Source organism: Arthrobacter bambusae (genome assembly GCF_022606295.1).
Lineage (GTDB): Bacteria > Actinomycetota > Actinomycetes > Actinomycetales > Micrococcaceae > Arthrobacter > Arthrobacter bambusae_A.
Window position 1 is genome coordinate 220,959 of sequence record NZ_JAHHZS010000002.1, and the last position, 19,862, is coordinate 240,820.

The window sequence follows — 19,862 nt, forward strand, 5'->3', positions numbered from 1 at the left end:
CCGTGTGCCCGTCGGCTGAAGCGCCTAAGCTGGCTGCGTGAACTATCGGGCGGGAAAATTTCCCCGGAACCAGCAACGCTGGCAGGACCCGGGCTCCCTCGCCCGGGTTCTCCGGCAAGCTGCCGAGCTGAAGAGTTTTTCCCGCCGCAGCTTCCTCATCGGAGCGGGCGCTTCCACGGCGCTCGCAGCGGACATGCTGTTCACCCGCCAGGTCCAGGCAGAACGTCGCGTCACCAAGATCCTGCCGGTGGGAGACGATGTCGCGGAGTCCTACTACCCCAACTCGAGTTGGATTCTCTTTCCCGGTTACAAGACCAGCTGGGAAGAGGCCCAATGGATCCTCAACTCGCTCCGGGGGTCGCTCCGGCAGCGGGGCCAGATGGCCGCCGTCGGATACTCCAACCTGGGGTTGGAAGTCGCCGACGTGGTGGACGCGGTGCTCGCTTACATCAACGAGCGCAAGCTGAACACCCTGTATTTCTACGGCCACAGTTTCGGTGGAATGCTGGCCACCGAAGTGGCCGCGCTCCTGCGTGAGCGGAACGGCGTCAGCGTCAAGCTGATCCTGTTGGATTCATCGCCGTTCAGCAAGTACGACATCCTCGACCAAAGCTGGTTCGACGGCGTCGTGTTCCTGTATGAGAGCGGCTTCCAGGTTCCGTCGGTGCTCCGCGGCGGTTACGAGCTGGGCGAGCGCGTGGTCAACAAGCACGAACGCACCTGGGGGCAGATCTGGGACCAGACCTTGGAACAGCTTTCGCCGATCGCGCCGTCGAGCGTCCTGATCCAGAGCGAATCGGACTATATCTACCACTTCGACGGCACGCGGTTTGTCGACCGGCTGGGGGATACCCGCATGGCCTTCATCGGGAACCCGAACGATGACACGGTGAACTACGCGACAGCCCGGGCTGCGTGGGCCAAGACTTTCCCCCTCAACATCGCGTCCACGGGCCGCAGGACCGACGGCGCCCGGCCCGCCCATGCGAGTCCACAGTGGAATCCCTTTATCTACAATCCGATCATCGAGGACCTGGAGAACGAACTCTTTCCGCTGCCCAGGGCCGGCTCGCGGGTGGTTTTCTACTGAGCGGTGCCCGCCACGAACGCCGCTACCGGCGCCGCAGTCCATCCAGCTCGGAACCGCTGAGGCCGGCGTCGCGCAAGTAATCCGCCGCGCTGCCGAACTCGAGCCCGAAACGGTCCAGGAAGTATTCCATCGCGGCTTCGGGGGATTGCAGCAGCATGAGCGAGGGACTGAATGCTTCCTCGGGAACCTCGGGGACGGCCAACCGCCACGCTGCTGCCATCGTTTTGAGCATCGTGGGGAGGGCAGCGGTGCTTGCGGCGTAGTCAGCGATAACAGCCGCGTGGCCAGCGCCGCTCGCGAGGAGCGCCAAAGCGGATACGACGCCGGTGCGGTCCTTGCCGAGCGAGCAGTGGATGAGCGTGCGCTTGCCATGGGCCGCAGGGCGCAAGGATTCGGCCACCCAATCGGGGCGGGTGCGCACCCAGCCAAGGTAGAGCTCGCCGAGGTCTTCGGCCGTGCGGATTGATTGGAGCCCGTCGGAAGCCGTACGCGGATCGAGGGGATTCTCCACGAGCTCCACTGGAGCCTTGGACATCGAGCCGTTGGCCAGTTGCCATGGCACGATGGCGCGCTCGTACTCGCTCCGCAGATCCACCACCGTCTTAATGCCGTGACGTTCCAGGAAGTCAGCCGTCGCCGCGGTGTCCATGCCAAACGGCTGGCTGCCCCTCAGAATGCGGCCCCCCGCCAGGGAACGGAGGTTCAGCACAGCCATGGCACGAGCCCCTTCTTCTTAGATCTGGTTCTTGAGATCCGCTACCGAGTTCAGGACCTGGTTCGGCCGGAACGGGAAGGCCGCGATGTCCTCGCGCTGGGTGATGCCGCTGAGCACCAGGACGGTGTGGAGCCCGGCTTCCATGCCCGCGATGATGTCCGTATCCATGCGGTCTCCGATCATTGCCGTGGTCTCCGAGTGCGCGTCGATCTGGTTCATCGCGGAACGGAACATCATGGGATTCGGCTTGCCCACAATGTAGGGCTCGCGGCCGGTCGCCTTGGAGATGAGCGCAGCGATGGCGCCCGTGGCGGGCATCGGGCCGTCCTTCGACGGGCCGGTGGCATCCGGGTTGGTGGCGATGAAACGCGCCCCGGCGAGGATCAGCCGGATGGCCATGGTGATCGCCTCGAAAGAGTAGGTGCGCGTTTCGCCGAGCACCACGAAGTCCGGGTTCTGGTCGGTGAGGATGAAGCCGGCCTCGTGCAGCGCCGTCGTGAGCCCTGCCTCGCCGATCGTGTAGGCGCGGTTTCCTGACTCCGAGCCCTGCACCTGGTCCTTGAGGAACTGTGCCGTGGCCAGGGCCGAGGTCCAGATGTTCTCCTCCGGGATTTCCAAGCCTGAGGAACTCAGCCGGGCCGCCAGGTCCCGCGGCGTGAAGATGGAGTTGTTCGTGAGGACAAGGAATCGCTTGGAGGTGTCCACCCAGCGCTGGATCAGTTCAGCCGCTCCGGGAACCGCCTGGTTTTCGTGGACGAGGACACCGTCCATATCCGTGAGCCAGCATTCGATTTCGTGTCCGTTGCGGTAAAGGGCCGAGCTCTTCGGGGCCTCGCTTGCGTTCTCCATGCTTTTCCTCCGCGTAGTGGCTGGTTCTCGTCCCAAGTCTTTCATCTTTCGGCCTCCGAGACACCCGGGTGTCCTGCGTTGCGGCACCGGGTTTCGGCGCCGCAGGCGGTATGCCGCGAGCTAGGGTTGAGGAGTGACTGACCGGCCCCAGACCCCCGCCCCGACCGACTACACTGATGTTCCGACCATCGTCCCGTCTACCGAGGGGGAGTCCGAAGCGAAACCGGAGGTCGGCGTCGGGCCCTGGGAAGGCGACTGGCCGGACGGCGAGCAGTGGGACCCGGACCTCCTGGCGGACGGCGACCGCCGCAACGTCGTGGACAAGTACCGGTACTGGAAGCACGAAGCGATCGTCGCGGACCTGGACGCCCACCGGCACGATTTCCACATTGCCATTGAGAACTGGCAGCACGACCTGAACATCGGCACCGTAGTGCGCACTGCCAATGCGTTCCTCGCCAAGGAGGTCCACATCATCGGACGACGCCGGTGGAACCGTCGCGGGGCCATGGTCACTGATCGTTACCAGCACGTCCGCCACCACCCCACCGTGGAGGATTTCGTGGAGTGGGCGCAGGGGGAGGGGCTGGCCATCATCGGCATCGATATCTTCCCCGATTCCGTGCCGCTGGAAACCTATGAACTTCCGCGCAACTGCGTGCTCGTGTTCGGGCAAGAAGGCCCCGGCCTGACTCCCGAGGTGCACGACGCCGCCGTCGCCACCCTGTCGATCGAGCAGTACGGCTCCACGCGCTCCATGAACGCGGCGTCGGCCGCGGCCATCGCGATGCACGCCTGGATCCGCCGCCACAACTTCGGCCAGCGGGTTTCCTAGGGGATCCGGCCGGGAGGACCTTCCGGCAAAACGTCCGCAAGTGTTACCCGTCTCCGTGACCGGAAACACGGTGCCGGATTCGAAGTCGCTAGGATGGTGCCTAGCCGTATAGGTCTACTCCAGGGTCAACAAAACCCACAGACGAAAATCAGCATAGGAGTCAGCATGCCCATCGCAACCCCAGAGATTTACTCCGAGATGATCGACCGCGCGAAGGCCGGTGGATACGCGTTTCCGGCAGTGAACGTCACCTCGTCGCAGACCCTGAACGCCGCCATCCGCGGCTTTGCCGAGGCTGAATCGGACGGCATCATCCAGGTCTCCACGGGTGGTGCGGCTTACTGGTCCGGCGCTTCCGTCAAGGACATGGTTGCCGGCTCCCTGGGCTTCGCGGCTTTCGCCCGCGAGGTCGCCAAGAACTACAACGTGAACATCGCCCTGCACACGGACCACTGCCCGCAGGACAAGCTGGCTGATTTCGTCCTTCCGCTGCTTTCTGCTTCCGAGGAAGCCGTCAAGGCCGGCAAGGACCCGATCTTCAACTCGCACATGTGGGACGGCTCGCACGAGACCCTGTCCGAGAACCTCCGGATCGGCCGCGAGCTCCTGGAACGCGCGGCTGCGGCCAAGATCATCCTCGAGGTGGAGATCGGCACGGTCGGCGGCGAGGAAGACGGCGTCGAGAACGAGATCAACGAGAAGCTCTACACCACCACCGAAGACGCGCTGGCCACCATCGAGGCACTCGGCGCCGGCGAGAACGGCCGCTACCTGACCGCGCTGACCTTCGGCAACGTCCACGGCGTGTACAAGCCGGGCAACGTCAAGCTCCGCCCCGAACTGCTCAAGCAGATCCAGGCCGAGGTCGGCGCGAAGATCGGCAAGACCAACCCGTTCGACCTCGTCTTCCACGGCGGTTCCGGTTCCACCGAGCAGGAAATCGCGGATGCTGTCTCCTACGGTGTCATCAAGATGAACATCGACACGGACACCCAGTACGCGTTCACCCGTCCGGTGGCCGGACACATGTTCAAGAACTACGACGGCGTCCTGAAGGTCGACGGCGAAATGGGCAACAAGAAGACCTATGACCCCCGCGTCTGGGGCGCCTCCGCCGAAGCCGGCATGGCCGCCCGCATCGTGGAAGCCGCAAAGCAACTCGGTTCGGTAGGCAAGACCTTCTAATGTCCGACGAATTCCGCAAGAACCTGATGGGCCCGGAGCCTACGCTCCTGCCTGCAGAGACCGAGATCTACCAGCACCTTGCCTTGGGGCAGGAAGCACTGGACCTCGTGGCCAAGTACCCCACGTCTTCATTGCTGTGGGCGATCCTGGCCGAGGAAGCCTGGGCTGAGGGCCGGACCATCGATTCCTATGCGTATTCCCGCGTGGGTTACCATCGTGGACTGGATTCGCTGCGCCGCAACGGTTGGCGCGGCGTCGGACCCATCCCGTGGGAGCACGAGCCCAACAGGGGATTCCTGCGCGCTCTGTACTCCCTCGGCCGGGCATCCGCCGCCATCGGCGAAGCTGAGGAGCCGGAGCGGATCGAGAAGTTCCTGAACGACTCCGATCCCGCCGCGAAGGCAGCGATCGAAGGCTAGGACAACTGTCTTAAACGCCGACGGCGGCCGCTCACCTTTGAGGTGGGCGGCCGCCGTCGCGCTTCCCCGCCCAACTGACTCGCAATTAATGCCGTTATGAGCCGTCAAAACGACAACAAATGCTAGTTAGTTGGGCGAGGGCTAGGAGACGGGGGTGAGGCCGGTCCGGGCCATGGCCTCGGCGTAGGCGCCGTGGATGAGGTCCAGGTACTCCTGTTGGCGCGTGGGGGAGCCAGCGAAGGAGCGTCCACCCAGCGAGCGGACCTTGAACGTCTTGAAGCCGCGGCGGTGGATGCTCTGCGGTGCGGCCTTCATGAGCTGGTCTGCCAAACGATGGGCTTCATTGCCATGGGCTACCAGCACTGAGGTGCGCGGCACGATCGCCAGGAGACGCAGGAGCGGCTTGAGGCCTTCGGTGATGTTGGCGGGAGTCAGCTTGCCCGGTTCGCCGTCGGGCTCGATCCACGGGTAGACGTTCCACGGCATCATGAGTTCCGGGCGCAGCCCCAATTGCCACTGCATACCCACCATGCGGGTGGTGGCATCTGCGTCACCCGGGGCGATGAAGCCTGAACCCTCGGTGCTGCGGGTGTTGGAGAAAAGGCTGATGATACGGCACTCGTCAACACTGTGGGCGGGGTCTACGTAGAGGACTTCGCTGCCCGGCTTCTGTTCTTTGAGGGAATCGCAAAGCCCCGTGACCTCGGCGATGTGGGGTTCGAAACGTCGGTTCCAGAGCTGCTCTTCGCGTGTTTCAGTCGCCAGGTCTTGCATATGGGCTTGGGTCTCCTACGTGTAGCGAGGCGCACTTGTCCGGCCGGGAGCGGTTTGCCGCGACCGGTCGGATTGGGTGCAGTGTTGGGGGCTGGTTAACTCTACCGGAACCGCGGTGGGCTGTGGGGTGAATCGGGACTTCTGTGGTGGGACTCTCGACGGCGCAAGTGCGTTAACGGCAACGGCACCGTCCCGATGGATGCGGAACGGTGCCGTTTGGGAAGCGCCTGTTACTGCTTGTTCTCGTTCTGGTCGTCGCTTTCCTTGGTCCGGGAAACCACGGTGCCGTTCGATTCGTTGAGGATGAGCTTCACGTCCCGGCCGTTGTCGAAGTTGAACATCGCGTTGATGGAACCGGCCTTGGCGTCCGCCGAGGAATCGCCGATCTGGCCGGTGTGCCAGTTGTCCTCGATGAAGCGAAGGATGGATGACTGGTCCGTCTGGGTGTGGTCCACGAAGTTCTTCTTCGCGAAGGGCGAGATCACCACGAGCGGCTGGCGGGGGCCGGGGCCGCAACGGTCGGCATAGCCTCCGGCCATCGGGACACCCTTGTTGTAGGCGTTGAGGCACCATGCGGCGTCGTCAGTGGTGTTGGAGGAGTTCTTCACGCCGGCCGCGACGTGGTCGTACCAGCCATCCGAGTCATCGTAGGCGAGGACGACTGCGGTGCTTTCCCAGTTCTTCGAGTTCTGGATGGCGTTCACCTGCTGCGTGATGAACTTCTGCTCGTCGAGTGGATCGGAGTAGCCGGCGTGGCCGTCCTGGAAGCTTCCCGCCTTCAGGAACGAGACGGCAGGCATGTTGTCCGAGTTGACCACCTTGGCGAAGTCCGAGGTGTCGTACTGGTGGTTGGCCTGGCCGTTGTGCCCGATCTCGTCCACGCTCGCCGGGGCAAGGTGGTGCGGGTTGGACGTTGACTTGTAGTACTGGAACGGCTGGTGGTGCGGGCTGTAGTCCGTGACCGTCGCGCCTGAAACGTTGGTGTGGGTGCTCATGCAGGCTGCCGGCGTGGTGTCCGTTGCCGCCGTCGTCGGGGCAAAGCCGCCCTGGAACCAGCCCCAGCTGACTCCCTTGTCGTTGAGGAGATCGCCGATGTTCTTGCCCTGCATGCCCGCAAGGTTGTTCTTGCTCGCGTGGCTCTTGTTGGAGCAGTCGTCGTACACCGGATCCGGGTCTTCCGTCATGGTGCCGACGCCGTTGGCGTCGGGGAATTTGACGGTGTAATCGCTGCTAGCGGGCTTGACCGGCTGACCGGCGGCGGTGAATTCCGTGACGCCGTGGGTCTGGCCGGACACCAGGTTGAGCGCGCCGGGGCTGGACGGTCCGAAGCCGGTGCTGAAGTGCGAGTCGCTCATGGCGAAGTTCTGGGCGTAGTTCCAGATTCCGGTCACGGTGTTGCCGTCGTAGTAGTCAGTGGTGAGCCCGGGACGGCCGAACTGGCCACCCGAACAGGTATCCATGCTGGTGTTCTCGACGAACTTGTTCATCAGGCCGCCGTTGTAGGCCTTCTGTTCCGCGGTGTATTCGTGGTCCTGGTCGCAGGTGATGGCCTGGCTCGGCGTCAGGCGTTGTGGCTGGACCGCGTTGGGATTGTTGGGTGCCAACAGATTGTCGTGGGCGAGGGTGGCGATGTTCTTCGGCGTGTTCTTGGCCGCCGTGAACGCGGGGGCCGCTGCGCCGGTACCCTGCTGGGTTTCGCCGGGGATGTTGGCCGCTTGCGGATACGTCGCGAAGTAGTGGTCGAAGGAAACATTCTCGCCGAAAATTACAACGACGTGCTTGATGGGTGTCGCCGTTCCCTTTTGGTCGTTGTTGGCCGAAGCCGGCGCCATGCCGAACCCGATCAGGCCGGCGGCGATCGTGGACGCGGCGAGTGCGCTCACTCCTGCTGTTGAGAGGAGGCGCCTGTTGCGAAAGTTCATGGACTTCCCTTCAGAGTCACGGGCAGTGCCCGCCCAACTGACTCGCATTTGTTGTCGTTTAGAAGGCTCATAACGACAACAAATGCGAGTCAGTTGGGGTGTGCTGGGGGTGAGGATTCACAAAGAATGTAGCCGGTTGCTCGGGGCCCGGAGGTCGATTTGGGAGCTCAATACCGACTGTTTGGGAAGAGTTCACATTCTGCTCACGGGGAACTTCAAGGGTGCCCTCCCTCCTTTCATGTCGCCGTTCGGCCATGTGACAAGAGGTCCAAGAGCGGCATCGGCTAAACTTGGCTGGTAAGAGCCCCGGAACTCTTGCTGATCTCGCCGGTGAACTTTTGCGGAAGTCCTCGGGCAGGGCCGAAAGATTCGGGGCGTTCTCATGTACGGCGCTGAGCCTTGGTGATCCCGCCAGGACCGGCCCGAAAGAATGGGGGAGGATCCCATGCCAGCTATCGTGATCGTCGGAGCCCAGTGGGGCGACGAAGGCAAAGGCAAAGCAACCGACCTGCTCGGTGGCCGCGTTGACTACGTGGTCAAGCCCAACGGCGGCAACAACGCCGGGCACACCGTTGTGGTGGGCGGTGAGAAGTATGAGCTCAAGCTCCTTCCTGCCGGCATTCTGAGCCCCAACGCGATTCCGATCATCGGCAACGGCTGCGTGGTGAACCTTGAGGCGCTGTTCCAGGAGATCGACGGCCTGGAAGCCCGCGGCGCCGACACGTCCCGTTTGCGCGTCTCAGCCAATGCCCACCTCGTTGCGCCGTACCACCAGGTGTTGGACAAGGTCACGGAGCGCTTCCTCGGCAGCCGCGCCATCGGCACCACCGGCCGGGGCATTGGCCCGGCCTACATGGACAAGGTGGCCCGCCTGGGTATCCGCGTCCAGGATGTCTTCGACGAATCGATCCTCCGCCAGAAGGTGGAAGGCTCGCTGCGCCAAAAGAACGAGCTCCTGGTCAAGGTCTACAATCGCCGCAACGTGGTGGTGGACGAGATCGTGGAGTATTTCCTGTCCTACGCCGAACGCCTGCGGCCGCTGGTCATTGACAGCACACTTGTCCTCAACAACGCACTGGACGAAGGCAAGGTGGTCCTCATGGAAGGCGGCCAGGCCACGTTCCTCGACGTCGACCATGGCACCTACCCGTTCGTGACGTCGTCCAACCCGACCGCCGGCGGCGCGTCCGTTGGCTCGGGCATCGGACCCACCCGCATCTCGCGTTCCATCGGCATCATCAAGGCCTACACCACCCGCGTCGGCGCCGGCCCGTTCCCCACGGAACTCTTCGACGAGATGGGCATGTACCTGCAGAAAACAGGCGGCGAGTTCGGTGTCAACACCGGCCGCCCGCGTCGCTGCGGTTGGTACGACGCCGTCCTGGCCCGCCACGCGTCCCGCGTCAATGGCTTCACGGACTACTTCGTCACCAAGCTGGACGTCCTCACCGGCATCGAACAGATCCCGGTCTGCGTGGCCTACGACGTCGACGGCGTCCGCCACGACGAAATGCCCATGACCCAGACCGAGTTCCACCACGCAGTGCCGATCTTCGAGTACTTCGACGGCTGGACCGAGGACATCACCGGCGCCAAGACGCTCGAAGACCTCCCCGAGAACGCCCGCCGCTACGTGCTGGCCCTTGAGAAGCTCTCGGGCACGCGTTTCTCCGCGATCGGCGTCGGCCCGGACCGGGACCAGACGATCGTGGTGCACGACCTCATCGAGGACTAGTCACCAAAGCCGAATTACGACGACGGCGGGCGGCCCTTTCGGGGGCGGCCCGCCGTCGTGCGTCAGGGGCCGGACGCCCCGAAAACAGGTGCGAAAAAACTTTTGGAATCCGCGTAACCCTTTGAGGTGCCCCGACGATTACCTCTTTGAAAGGCCGAGCTGAAATTTGTCCCCCATCATGTTTCAGCTCGGCCCTTTTCATGTCTGAAGGGGTTTCGTGGATGTGCAGAAAGTCCGGGAGAGGCACGCCCCCGGAACCGAAAGTTGGTCCTTGGGCGTAGCGGGAGCAACGGTTAAGCTAGGTGAGGTTGCCCGGCCCTGCCGCGCATGGGCGGCACCGAGGATCTCTCGTGGATCCGGACATTCGCTCCCCAACGAAAGCCACGCTTCAGTGACCGACGCCTTGACCGATGCAGCATTGCTGGCCCTTCGCGGCCAGGAAGCTGAACTGTTCAGCGCCGTCTACCAGGCCTTTGCCGGCCAGGTGCTCGGCTACCTGACGGCGAAAGGCGTCTCGGATCCCGAAGCTGTCACACAGGACGTTTTTCTTGCCGTCCTGCCGCGCGTCGAGACGATCACGGGCGGCGTCGGCGGTCTGCGGACGTTCGTGTTCTCGGTGGCCCATGCCCGGATGGTGGACGACCATCGCCGGCAAAGCAGGGCGCCGGAACATCACGAGTTCGAACCTGAACGTGACACGCGCCAGTCGAGTTCGGCGGAAGCCGAAGCGATGAACCGCGTGGCGCCCGGGGAAGTCATGGCGCTGCTGGACGTTCTTCGGGAAGATCAGCGGGAAGTCCTGGCGCTCCGTATCGTTGCCGGTCTGACCGTGGACCAAGCAGCCGAAATCATGGGGAAAAGCCAAGGCGCAGTCAAGCAGCTGCAGCGCCGGGCATTGAATGCACTCCGCGAGCACTCGGTAGTAAAGGAATACGTGGCACCATGATGCGTTGGGATTGCAAGGACATTGACCGCGACGCGGTCATCCTCGAGCTCATGCTTGAGGCCGACCTCGCGGACGCCCCGGAACTCGCGGATTCCTTGAAGGCGCTGGAATCGTTTGCGTCAATGCCCGCGCCGGCTCCCGGTCCGGCACTCGCGGCATTGTTGGCTGGCTCGACGCCGGGTGACGGCTCCGCCACGACCGCCCGTGACTCGGCAAACGCCCTTCCCCTCGACGAGCTCGCCAAGCGTCGTCAATTAAGCAAGCATCGCCCCGCCGTCATTGGTGCCGCCGTCCTGACCGCCATGGGACTGGGTGTTGGTGGCGTTGCGGCCGCGAGCGGCGGATTCAGCAAGGGGACCCCCGAATTCATGCAGACTCTGATCTCCGGCTGGGCACCCGCTTGGACCACTGCACCGCCGTCGCTAGTACCTCCAGCCCCCGCCCAGGATTCCCCGAAGGTCATGACGAACCCGGCTCCCGTTGACCTGCCGCGGTCAGCGCCCCCTGTGGCAGGCCCATCGGCTGATCCCGTGGCGCCCGCCCCGGCCAGCACCGAGGAAGCGGCGCACCAGCCGGTAGCGCCGGTGGCCGTTCCGGCGCCGGCAAGCCAAACAAGCCAGGAGCAGTCGGAAGCGCCGAAGCACGGCGGACCCAAGAACGACCCGCAGGGAATCCTTCCGCAACCCAAAACCGCCATCCCCTCCGCTCCCACAGCGAAGGACCTCCAAAACGGGGTGCAGCAAGCAGTTGAGAATGCCCAGGATGACGTGTCCGTGAAGCCTGCCGGGACTTCGTTGCGCTGGCTGCTCGGACTCCTGTCCCGCTAGTAGGCTGGAGCTATGACACACGTCAACGATCCGGCAGTCATTGACCGGCTGATGCGAACAAAGGGCCGCTGGGCCATCGTGGGACTCAGCACGAATGAGTGGCGCTCGGCCTTCGAAGTGGCTCTCTACGTTCGCGACACGATTGGCATGGAGATCATCCCGATCAACCAGAAGGGCGAAGACGTCCATGGCGAGACCGGCTACAAGTTCCTCGCCGACGTGCCCCTCGAGAAGCAGCCCATCGACGTGGTCGACTGCTTTGTGAACTCCTCGCGCGTTGGCGCGGTAGTGGACGAAGCGATTGCCGTGGGGGCGAAAGCCGTGTGGCTCCAGCTCGGAGTAATTGACGAGGATGCAGCGGAGCGGGCCAAAGCTGCCGGCTTGGACGTCGTCATGAATGCCTGCCCGGCGCAGGTGGGCTGGCGGAGCGGCATCTAGCCTCAGCCAACGGCGTCACTTTCCGTTAACCGTCCGCTGGTATGTTTCGGGGGCCATCCCCCTTTCGAGACCAGGAAATCGCCATGTGTGACGACTACCCCTCCACCGCGAGCCGACGCACCGCGCTCGGTTTCCTCGGGGCTTCCCTCGTGGCCGGTCTCGGGGCATGCGCTGCCCCCGGAAGTCCGTCCGCAGAAGGCCCGACGGCGGCCCCTGGCACGGCGGTCCCCCCGCCGTCGTTGTCCTCAAGCCCGGCGATGAGTCCCACGCCAAGTCCTGCCGGTCCGGGTCGGCTCCGGAACCCTTTCGTCCCTGACTTCACGTTGCCGCCCATCCAAGGCGGACTGGCTCCGGTGATCACCAAGATCCCCACCAAACATCCCGTGGTGTTCCTCACGATCGACGACGGGGTAGTCAAATCGCCGGAAAGCGTCCGGCTCCTCAAGGAGAGCGGCTACCCGGCCACGCTGTTCCTGACGAGCAACACCGTCCGGGACAACCCCGCATTCTTCAAGGCGTTCATGGACCAGGGGAGCCTGGTTGAAAACCACACGGTTAGCCACAACGTCAATATGACAACGCAATGGGGCTACCAGCGGCAGCTTGAGGACATTGCAGGAATGCAGGATTTCGCGGTCCAGCAGTACGGCCGCAAGCCCACCCTGTTCAGGCCTCCCGGAGGCGCCTATTCGGCGGTCATGCGGCAGGCCGTGGCCGCAGCCGGGTTGAAGGCGATCGTTACGTGGGAGGCCAAGGCCAATGCCGGCCGTATGGACTACCAGTACGGCAATTCCCTCCGGCCAGGGGATATCGTCCTGATGCACTTCCGTCCCGAGTTCGCGGCGGACTTCGAGGCTTTCCGCTCCGCGCAAGTGGCGGCTGGCCTGGAAGTGGTGCTCCTCGAGGACTTCCTGGGCGTTGCGTGAGGCGGCCGGTCCGCTCGTCCTCGCATTCCGCTAGTGTCGCTACATGGACGCTGCCACACTCCGCCAAATCTGCCTGAGCTTCCCCGGGACCTACGAAGACTTCCCGTTCGGCCCTGAAACGTCGGTCTTCAAGGTCAGGTCAGCCGTGTCCGGCGGTTCCAAGCAGGAAGGCAAGATGTTCGCCGCCTCTGCGTTGGACGAGCAGAACTTGGCAGTGAGCCTCAAATGCGATCCCGCCTTGGCCGCTCAACTTCGCTCCGCCCATCCGGAAATCACCGGCGCCTGGCACATGAACAAGACGCACTGGAATGGTGTGCGACTGGACGGCGCCCTGCCCGACTCGATGGTCCGGGACATGGTGGAGGACTCCTATGACCTGGTGGTTTCCTCACTGAGCCGGAAGCAGCAGGCGCAATTGGGCTGGGCCCGGCTCGCCAGGGACTGACACGCGGACCCCGTCTGCCGCTCGGCTAGATTGTGAGTGGACCGCACCTTCCATCGCCTCGAAGCAATCAGGAGGAGCCAGATGCTGGAACAAAAGACCCTCGATGAACTGTGGAATTTTGAGGACCCTGCGCTGTCGGAAGCCCGCTTCCGCGAAGCCATGACCGACCCCGCCTACGATGCCTTTGAACAGGCCGAGCTCGCCACCCAATTGGGCCGGGCCATCGGACTGCAGGGCCGCTTCGAGGAGGCGGATGCGCTCCTGGACGGGATCGACGCCGAAGAGGAACCGACCGTCGCGGTGCGGATTCTCCTTGAGCGCGGCCGCCTGCTCAACTCGGCGGGCCACCCTGCCATGGCCGTTCCGCTATTTGAGCAAGCCGCCGAGATGGGAGACCTCCTGGGCGAAGATTTCCTCGCCGTGGACGCGCTTCACATGCTGGCCATTGCGGACTCCGGCCACCAGGAATCATGGACGCGCAGCGCGCTTGAGTACGCCTCCGCCGTCGAGGATTCCCGCACCAAACGGTGGATGGTTTCTTTGCACAACAACCTCGGTTGGGCGATGTACGACGACGGGCGGCGCACCGAGGCGATGGTCGAGTTCCAGCTGGCCGAACAGTGGGCTGAGCGGGTAGGAACAGAGCAACAGCGGCAATGGGCGCGCGAGGCCGTCGCCCAATGCGCAAAATCCTTGAATTTGCGGGGCTAGAACACCCAAATGACCCTTCTTGGGCGGCACGATTGTCAGATCACATTTTGACAAAAGTTGATTGAAACTGCCCTCAAATATTGCTTTTCAATCACTCGTGGTGAAGTATGTCACACGAAGGGCGCGTCGCAGCGGCGGTGCCCGGACCGATCGACTGCCGGCCGAGGCGCCGTCAGGTTTCGGTACTACGAGTCTCTGGAGGGTTTTAGGATGAACGTTCAGCAGCAGTCCTTTGCACGCCGCGGTTTCCTCCGCGGCGCGCTTGCCGCGGCCGTGCTTGTGCCGTTGGCCGGCTCGATGGCCTCCTGCGCAGCCGGTGGCGGAGGAGGAACCACCGGTCCCACGGGGACCGTGTCAGATACCAATCCGTTCGGGATGGCAGACAAGTCCACCGTTGACGCCGTGATCTTCAAGGGCGGCTATGGAATCGACTACGTCGAATTCGCTGGCAAGAGCTTCGAGAACGCACATTCGGGTTCCACCGCCAAGATTTCCCCGTCCACCGACATCGCGCAGGAACTGCAGCCGCGATTCGTTGGCGGCAACCCTCCGGACCTGATCGACAACTCCGGCGCCAAGGCGATCGGCTTCAGCACCATCCTCGCCCAGCTCGAAGATCTCACGAGCGTGGTCGAGTCCAAGAACCTCGAAGGCAAGGTCATCAAGGACACCCTGTACGCCGGAGTACTCGCCCCGGGCACTTTCAATGGCAAGCTGGCGGCCCTGAACTACGTGCTGACGGTATACGCCATGTGGTACTCGGATTCATTCCTCAAGGACAACGGCTGGACCGTGCCGAAGACGTGGGATGAGATGTACGCGCTCGGCGAGCAGGCCAAGGCCAAAGGCAAGTACCTGTTCGTCTGGGGCAAGGAAGCGGCCACCTATTACCAGGAAATGGCGATCGCTTCCGCCATCAAGGAAGGCGGCGATGACGTTCGCCTTGGCCTTGAAAACCTGAAAGCGGACGCGTGGTCCCACCCGGCCATCCAAAGCGTCTTCACGGCCTTGGGCAAGATCGTCAAGGCCGGCCACTTCAAACCGGGTGGCTCGGGTACGCAGTTCACCGCGGCGCAGGCGCAGTGGAGCAACGCCCAGGAAGCCGTGTTCTACCCGTCCGGCTCGTGGATAGAAAACGAGATGAAGGACCAAACGAAGTCCGGCTTCAAGATGACTGGCGTTCCTGTTCCCACCGTGACTTCGGGATCCAAGCTTCCTTATGCGGCAATGCACAGCGCTTCCGGCGAGCCGTTCGTGGTTCCGTCCCAAGGTAAAAATGTGGCCGGCGGCAAGGAACTGCTGCGTGTCATGCTGTCCAAGGATGCTGCCACCAACTTTGCCAAGACAAAGCTGGCCCCCACCATCGTCAAGGACACCGTTCCCGCCGATGGCTTCGGTTCCACCGCCCTGGTTTCCCAGACCAAGCTGCTCAGCGATGCGGGATCGAACATCTTCACGTGGAACTTCGTTGACCTCTACGGGATGAACAAAGACCAACTGGTTGTGTGGAACACGTTCCTCGATGGAAAGTCCGACGTCGCCACCCTGACGTCGGACCTGCAGAAAATTACCGACAAGGTCCGCAACGACAGCTCGGTCACGAAGATTGAAGTGAAGTGACTTCAGTGAAAGCTAAAACACTCCGGGTCGGCGACGGCGCGTCCGCCGTCGTCGTTCCGGAAACCGCACCACCCGCCAACAAGAGGCGGCGCAAGCCCTTGACGTTCGACAAGATCAGCTTCTTTGTGGTCTTCCTCGGAGTACCACTGGCCATCTACATCATCTTTGTGATCTGGCCATTCATCCAGGCCTTCGGCTACTCGCTGACCGACTGGTCGGGGTTCTCACCCAAGCAAAACTTCATCGGCCTTCAGAACTACCAAAAGCTCTTTGCGGATGACGTCTTCATGAAGGCCATGGGGAACAACATCCTGTTGGTCATCTTCCTGCCCATCATCACCATCATCCTCAGCCTTGTGCTGGCAACCTTGGTGACCGTGGGGGGCAGCAGCAAGGGCCAGATCAAAGGCTTGCGCAACTCCAGCTTCTACCGCGTGGTGTCCTTCTTCCCCTACACGATCCCGGCCATCGCCATCGGCATCATGTGGGGTCAAATCTATGATCCTTCGGGAGGCCTCCTGAACGGCATCCTCACATCCCTGGGCATGGACCAGTTCAAGTCCTACGCCTGGCTCGGCGACAAGAGCACCGCCATGATCGCCACGATGTTCGTGATCGTATGGGGCTTCATCGGCTTCTACATGGTCCTGTTCGTCGCGGGCATCAAGGGCATACCTGCCGAGCTGTTTGAAGCGGCCAGGATTGACGGGGCCGGGCGTTTCCGCACTGCCGTGTCCATCACCATCCCGCTGATCCGGGACAACATACAGACCGCCTACATCTATATGGGAATCCTGGCGCTGGACGCCTTCGTCTACATGGCGGCCCTGAACTCCGGCGGCGGACCGGACAACTCCACCTTGGTGATGTCCCAGCAGCTCTTCTTCACCGCATTCACCAAGGGCCAGTTCGGCTTGGCCAGCGCCATGGGCGTCGTGCTCGCCGTAGCCACCCTGATCTTCTCCGGCCTCGTGTTCCTGGTTAACAGGCTCACTGGTGGCGACAAGGATGTGTCCCTCTGATGACGACAAAAATTGCCAGCCAGGACATGAAGTCCTTGCACTTCAACCCCCGCAAGCCGGCCCTGACCACCGGAGACAGGGTGGTGGGCGCCGTTTCGCACACGGCCCTCAGCATCTGGTCCCTCATTGTGATCCTGCCACTGCTGTGGACTTTCATGTCTTCCTTCAAGACATCGAGCGAGATCTTCGCCTCGCCGTTTGCCCTGCCCTCGCAGTGGCGTTTCGACAACTACGTCCGTGCTTGGACCGAGGCCGGCATCGGGAGCTACTTCCTCAACTCCGTCATTGTCGTAGGGTCCGCTTTGGTGATCGTCATGGTGCTCGGCGCCATGTGCGCCTATGTCCTGGGACGCTATGTCTTTTTCGGTAGCAAAGCGATCTACTACCTCATGCTGGCAGGGCTCACCTTCCCGATCTTCCTCGCCATGGTGCCGTTGTTCTTCGTCATGCGGAACATCGGTTTGTTGAACACTTTGCCGGGCCTCATCCTGGTGTATGTCGGCTTCGCGCTGCCGTTCACGGTGTTCTTCCTTTTCTCCTTCTTCAAGTCGCTTCCCCACGAAATCACGGAGGCGGCCGCCTTGGACGGAGCAGGCGAGTGGCGGACGTTCTTCCAGGTCATGCTGCCGATGGCAAAGCCAGGACTCGCTTCCGTGGCCATCTTCAACTTCCTGGGCCTGTGGAACCAGTTCCTGATTCCGGTGGCGATCAACGCTGCCGGGCCGCGCGTGCTGTCCCAGGGACTGGCTGCCTTCGCCGGCCAGATGGGTTATGCCGTGGACTTCGGCGCCTTGTTCGCGGCTGTCACGGTCACGGTGGTTCCGGTGCTGATCGTCTACATCATCTTCCAGCGCCAGCTGCAGGGTTCGGTCTCTCAAGGCACCTCCAAGTAGCACAACCCGGCTAAATAAGCGCCCGGCGGCGGTTCCCACCATAGGTGAGGGCCGCCGTCGGGCGCTTCTGTCCATCACTCGAAGGTGAGGCCGCCGTCAGATCCGCTGGTAACGGGAGCGGAACAAAGAGAAGATCCCGTAAGCCATGAGTCCGAGGCTCACGAACACCAGCACCCATGCGCCGAAGGGTTGCTTCAGGAAGGCCTTGAGGGCCGAATCGAGGCCGCCCTGTTGAGAGGGGTCGTGCGCGGCCGTGGCGATCAGGATGAGCAATCCGACGGCGCCGAGCGCCACCCCTTTCGCGCAATAGCCCACCACGCCCAGCACCGTGAACGCGTCTCCCAGAAGTCCCGACGGTTTCCCCCTCAGGTTCTTTTCGTACTTGCGGGTGATCCCCAGGAAGACGTAGGTGCCCGCGGCTGCCAGCAATGCCACCCCGATGATCACCAGGAGGACAGTACCGGGAGTGCTGGACATGAGGTCCGCACTGGTCGAGCGGGATTTCTCGCTGCTGCTGCTTGGATGGCTGAGCGCAAAACTGCCGAAGGTCACCGCGGCCACAGCGAAGACGATGGCCTGCCCGGCTGCCTTGAGCCGATTCATCCACGGCTTCGAACTGCCACCCCCGCTCCACCCCATCACGGCGTCGCTCGCCATATAGAGCGCGAGGACACCGCAGGCCACTAGTCCCGCCCACAAAAGGACGATGCCACCGGGCGTTCCGGCCATCTGGCCGACAGCTCCGCTTTGGTCGGCTTGGCCGGATGAGCCGAGCGCGATACCCAACGCGATGATTCCGATCAGGAGGTGTATCAGCCCTAGGGCCACGAATCCGGCCCGCGCCACTACCCGGACCGTCCGTGAATCCTTGGCGTCGTCTACGGCGTCGCCCACCGAATCTGCGCCCCGGGATACTGCGTTGCCGGCTTTGTTCGTGTGATCGTCCGTGCCCATGGAGCTCCTTTGGTCTGCCCTTATCTTGCCACCGTGGGCTCCGAAGCGGGAGGGAGCGCGACTACTGGATACGATGGGCGCATGTGGATCGCGTGGATCGAGTTCGACATCCTCCTCGGCGAGGTACACAGCCTGAAGGAGAAACGTTCCCTCGTGCGCCCGGTGATCGCCGAGCTGAAAAGGAGATTCGAAGTCTCCGCCGCGGAGACCGGGCACTTGGACCAGCATCGCCGTGCCCTCATCGGCGCAGGCGCCGTGGCAGCAGACCGGGCTCATCTCGTGGAGGTGCTCGACGCCGTCGAGCGCTTCGTCGCCGCGCGCCCCGAACTGGAACTCCTCAGCGCCCGACGCCGGGACCTCCACAGCGAAGACTGACTCCTTTTGCATCGATTGCTGAGCAACGGTCGTTTTGAAGGCCCAAAACGACCGTTCCGGAGCAATCGATGGAGGCTGTGGATAACTTCTGCGGGGCTGGACTCTTTTCTGTTCTGATGGGGCCATGAAAACCCCGCGTCGCCTCCCCGTGAGCCTTGAGGCACGGCCGTTCACTATCGCCGAGGCGGCCCGGGAGGGTGTCAGTACCAGGCGTCTGCGGCACGGGTCCCTGAACAGGCTCGGCAAGGGGATCCGTTCGGAGCGCCCGACGGCGGAACTCCCCTTGTGCGTCCGCGTACGCCCTTTCGTCGAGGTCAATGAGCGATGCGCCGCATCCCACCTCACGGCGGCAGAGCTTCTTGAGCTGCCGCGGCGTCGCCAGAAGGAGCCAACACAGATGTTCCACGTGATTAGACCGGAGGGTGCAGCACACCTCAACCGTCCACACATCGTCGGCCACCGCATGAAGCTCTATGAGGACGAGGTCACTATGGTTGACGGCGTCGCTGTCACCACCGTGGAGCGCACTTGGCTGGACATGGCCGAGATGCTGACCGTGGACGAATTGGTGGTCATGGGGGACAGCTGTGTGCGGAGCCCGCGGGGTGAATTCGAAGGAAGAGACACGCCGTTGTGCACCCTCGAAGATCTTCAGCGGATGATTGATCGCCACAAGGGCAAGCGCGGCCTGCGCAAAGCCAAGGAGGCCATCCAGCTGATCCGTGTGGGCTCCGATTCCCCGCAGGAATCATTGCTCCGGCTGGCCATCGCGCGAGCAGGATTACCGGAACCCGAACTCAACGTGCCGGTTGACGCCAGGGACGGCGGGAGGTTCCTGCAGCCTGACTTGTCCTACAAGAAGTACAGGATCGGCATCGAATACGAAGGCGAGGGCCACGGCAACGAAGCACAAGTGGTGCGGGACATTAGCCGCTCGGAACGGTATGAGGTTTTGGGCTGGACCGAAGTCCGGATCTCAAAGCGCCACATGGTGAACGATGCCAAGCCGGCGGTGGCGAAGATCCGGACCGCACTGATCCAAGCCGGTTGGCGTCCAACCCGCTCTTAAAAACGATTGCTCCCCACCGGCTCCCAGTCTTCGCGAGCTCAGGCCGGGGCCCTCGCCGGCGTGGCCCCACGTAACTGCCGTTCTGAATGGTCAAAACGGCAGTTACGGAGCA

21 protein-coding genes are annotated in these 19,862 nt (G+C 63.0%); 16 read left to right on the forward strand and 5 right to left on the reverse strand.

Going from position 1 to position 19,862, the window contains the following annotated elements; genetic code table 11:
* Positions 1 to 37: 37 nt before the first annotated feature.
* On the forward strand, positions 38 to 1,090 hold the full coding sequence (locus tag KNN17_RS02430; protein WP_241707344.1) for a thioesterase domain-containing protein: 1,053 nt from the start codon (positions 38 to 40) through the stop codon (positions 1,088 to 1,090).
* Positions 1,091 to 1,112: 22 nt separating this feature from the next.
* On the opposite strand, the gene KNN17_RS02435 is transcribed toward KNN17_RS02430, so the two are convergent.
* On the reverse strand, positions 1,113 to 1,805 hold the full coding sequence (locus KNN17_RS02435; protein WP_241707345.1) for a tyrosine-protein phosphatase: 693 nt from the start codon (positions 1,803 to 1,805) through the stop codon (positions 1,113 to 1,115).
* A gap of 18 nt (positions 1,806 to 1,823) precedes the next feature.
* On the reverse strand, positions 1,824 to 2,654 hold the full coding sequence (locus KNN17_RS02440; protein WP_139359611.1) for an HAD-IIA family hydrolase: 831 nt from the start codon (positions 2,652 to 2,654) through the stop codon (positions 1,824 to 1,826).
* Between the two features lie 133 nt (positions 2,655 to 2,787).
* Between KNN17_RS02440 and KNN17_RS02445 the strand changes: the two genes are divergently transcribed.
* From KNN17_RS02445 to KNN17_RS02455, 3 genes are all read left to right on the forward strand, one after another.
* Positions 2,788 to 3,489: a TrmH family RNA methyltransferase gene (locus KNN17_RS02445; protein WP_372489610.1), complete on the forward strand. Its 702-nt coding sequence runs from the start codon at positions 2,788 to 2,790 to the stop codon at positions 3,487 to 3,489.
* 93 nt (positions 3,490 to 3,582) lie between these two features.
* Positions 3,583 to 4,674 (forward strand): class II fructose-bisphosphate aldolase, encoded by a 1,092-nt coding sequence (gene fbaA / locus KNN17_RS02450; protein WP_274619636.1) that lies wholly within the window; start codon positions 3,583 to 3,585, stop codon positions 4,672 to 4,674.
* The gene (locus tag KNN17_RS02455; RefSeq protein ID WP_078106777.1) at positions 4,674 to 5,093 is read left to right on the forward strand and encodes a DUF3151 domain-containing protein; all 420 of its coding nucleotides are present in this window, start codon (positions 4,674 to 4,676) and stop codon (positions 5,091 to 5,093) included. The genes fbaA and KNN17_RS02455 overlap by 1 nt, the downstream gene beginning before the upstream one ends.
* A gap of 141 nt (positions 5,094 to 5,234) precedes the next feature.
* On the opposite strand, the gene KNN17_RS02460 is transcribed toward KNN17_RS02455, so the two are convergent.
* Both KNN17_RS02460 and KNN17_RS02465 read right to left on the reverse strand, forming a co-directional pair.
* A complete protein-coding gene (locus tag KNN17_RS02460; RefSeq protein ID WP_241707347.1) occupies positions 5,235 to 5,867 on the reverse strand; it encodes a uracil-DNA glycosylase in 633 nt (210 codons plus the stop codon).
* 230 nt (positions 5,868 to 6,097) lie between these two features.
* The gene (locus KNN17_RS02465) at positions 6,098 to 7,789 is read right to left on the reverse strand and encodes a phospholipase C (RefSeq protein WP_241707348.1); all 1,692 of its coding nucleotides are present in this window, start codon (positions 7,787 to 7,789) and stop codon (positions 6,098 to 6,100) included.
* 445 nt (positions 7,790 to 8,234) lie between these two features.
* Between KNN17_RS02465 and KNN17_RS02470 the strand changes: the two genes are divergently transcribed.
* From KNN17_RS02470 to KNN17_RS02515, 10 genes are all read left to right on the forward strand, one after another.
* Positions 8,235 to 9,524, forward strand: a complete 1,290-nt coding sequence (locus KNN17_RS02470; RefSeq protein WP_059388506.1) for an adenylosuccinate synthase — start codon at positions 8,235 to 8,237, stop codon at positions 9,522 to 9,524.
* A 391-nt stretch (positions 9,525 to 9,915) separates the two neighbouring features.
* Positions 9,916 to 10,470, forward strand: coding sequence for an RNA polymerase sigma factor (locus KNN17_RS02475; RefSeq protein WP_241707349.1), 555 nt, complete (start codon positions 9,916 to 9,918; stop codon positions 10,468 to 10,470).
* On the forward strand, positions 10,467 to 11,297 hold the full coding sequence (locus KNN17_RS02480; RefSeq protein ID WP_241707350.1) for a hypothetical protein: 831 nt from the start codon (positions 10,467 to 10,469) through the stop codon (positions 11,295 to 11,297). The genes KNN17_RS02475 and KNN17_RS02480 overlap by 4 nt, the downstream gene beginning before the upstream one ends.
* Before the next feature lie 12 nt (positions 11,298 to 11,309).
* Positions 11,310 to 11,735, forward strand: a complete 426-nt coding sequence (locus KNN17_RS02485; protein ID WP_241707351.1) for a CoA-binding protein — start codon at positions 11,310 to 11,312, stop codon at positions 11,733 to 11,735.
* Between the two features lie 83 nt (positions 11,736 to 11,818).
* Positions 11,819 to 12,661, forward strand: a complete 843-nt coding sequence (locus KNN17_RS02490) for a polysaccharide deacetylase family protein (RefSeq protein WP_241707352.1) — start codon at positions 11,819 to 11,821, stop codon at positions 12,659 to 12,661.
* A 43-nt stretch (positions 12,662 to 12,704) separates the two neighbouring features.
* Positions 12,705 to 13,106, forward strand: a complete 402-nt coding sequence (locus tag KNN17_RS02495; RefSeq protein ID WP_078106768.1) for an MmcQ/YjbR family DNA-binding protein — start codon at positions 12,705 to 12,707, stop codon at positions 13,104 to 13,106.
* Between the two features lie 81 nt (positions 13,107 to 13,187).
* Positions 13,188 to 13,817: a hypothetical protein gene (locus tag KNN17_RS02500; protein WP_241707353.1), complete on the forward strand. Its 630-nt coding sequence runs from the start codon at positions 13,188 to 13,190 to the stop codon at positions 13,815 to 13,817.
* Positions 13,818 to 14,027: 210 nt separating this feature from the next.
* A complete protein-coding gene (gene ngcE, locus KNN17_RS02505; protein ID WP_241707354.1) occupies positions 14,028 to 15,437 on the forward strand; it encodes an N-acetylglucosamine/diacetylchitobiose ABC transporter substrate-binding protein in 1,410 nt (469 codons plus the stop codon).
* Positions 15,434 to 16,459: a carbohydrate ABC transporter permease gene (locus KNN17_RS02510; RefSeq protein WP_241707355.1), complete on the forward strand. Its 1,026-nt coding sequence runs from the start codon at positions 15,434 to 15,436 to the stop codon at positions 16,457 to 16,459. The genes ngcE and KNN17_RS02510 overlap by 4 nt, the downstream gene beginning before the upstream one ends.
* Complete coding sequence (locus KNN17_RS02515) at positions 16,459 to 17,352, forward strand: carbohydrate ABC transporter permease (RefSeq protein ID WP_078106765.1); 894 nt, start codon at positions 16,459 to 16,461, stop codon at positions 17,350 to 17,352. Before KNN17_RS02510 ends, KNN17_RS02515 begins: the two co-directional genes overlap by 1 nt.
* A 96-nt stretch (positions 17,353 to 17,448) precedes the next feature.
* Here the strand turns inward: KNN17_RS02515 and KNN17_RS02520 are convergent, their stop codons facing one another.
* Positions 17,449 to 18,306: a DUF1206 domain-containing protein gene (locus KNN17_RS02520; RefSeq protein WP_241707356.1), complete on the reverse strand. Its 858-nt coding sequence runs from the start codon at positions 18,304 to 18,306 to the stop codon at positions 17,449 to 17,451.
* An 81-nt stretch (positions 18,307 to 18,387) separates the two neighbouring features.
* Between KNN17_RS02520 and KNN17_RS02525 the strand changes: the two genes are divergently transcribed.
* Positions 18,388 to 18,681 carry a DUF503 domain-containing protein gene (locus KNN17_RS02525; RefSeq protein ID WP_241707357.1) on the forward strand — a complete coding sequence of 98 codons (294 nt, stop codon included), beginning with the start codon at positions 18,388 to 18,390 and terminating at the stop codon, positions 18,679 to 18,681.
* Positions 18,682 to 18,805: 124 nt separating this feature from the next.
* A complete protein-coding gene (locus tag KNN17_RS02530) occupies positions 18,806 to 19,750 on the forward strand; it encodes a hypothetical protein (RefSeq protein ID WP_241707358.1) in 945 nt (314 codons plus the stop codon).
* Positions 19,751 to 19,862: the final 112 nt, after the last annotated feature.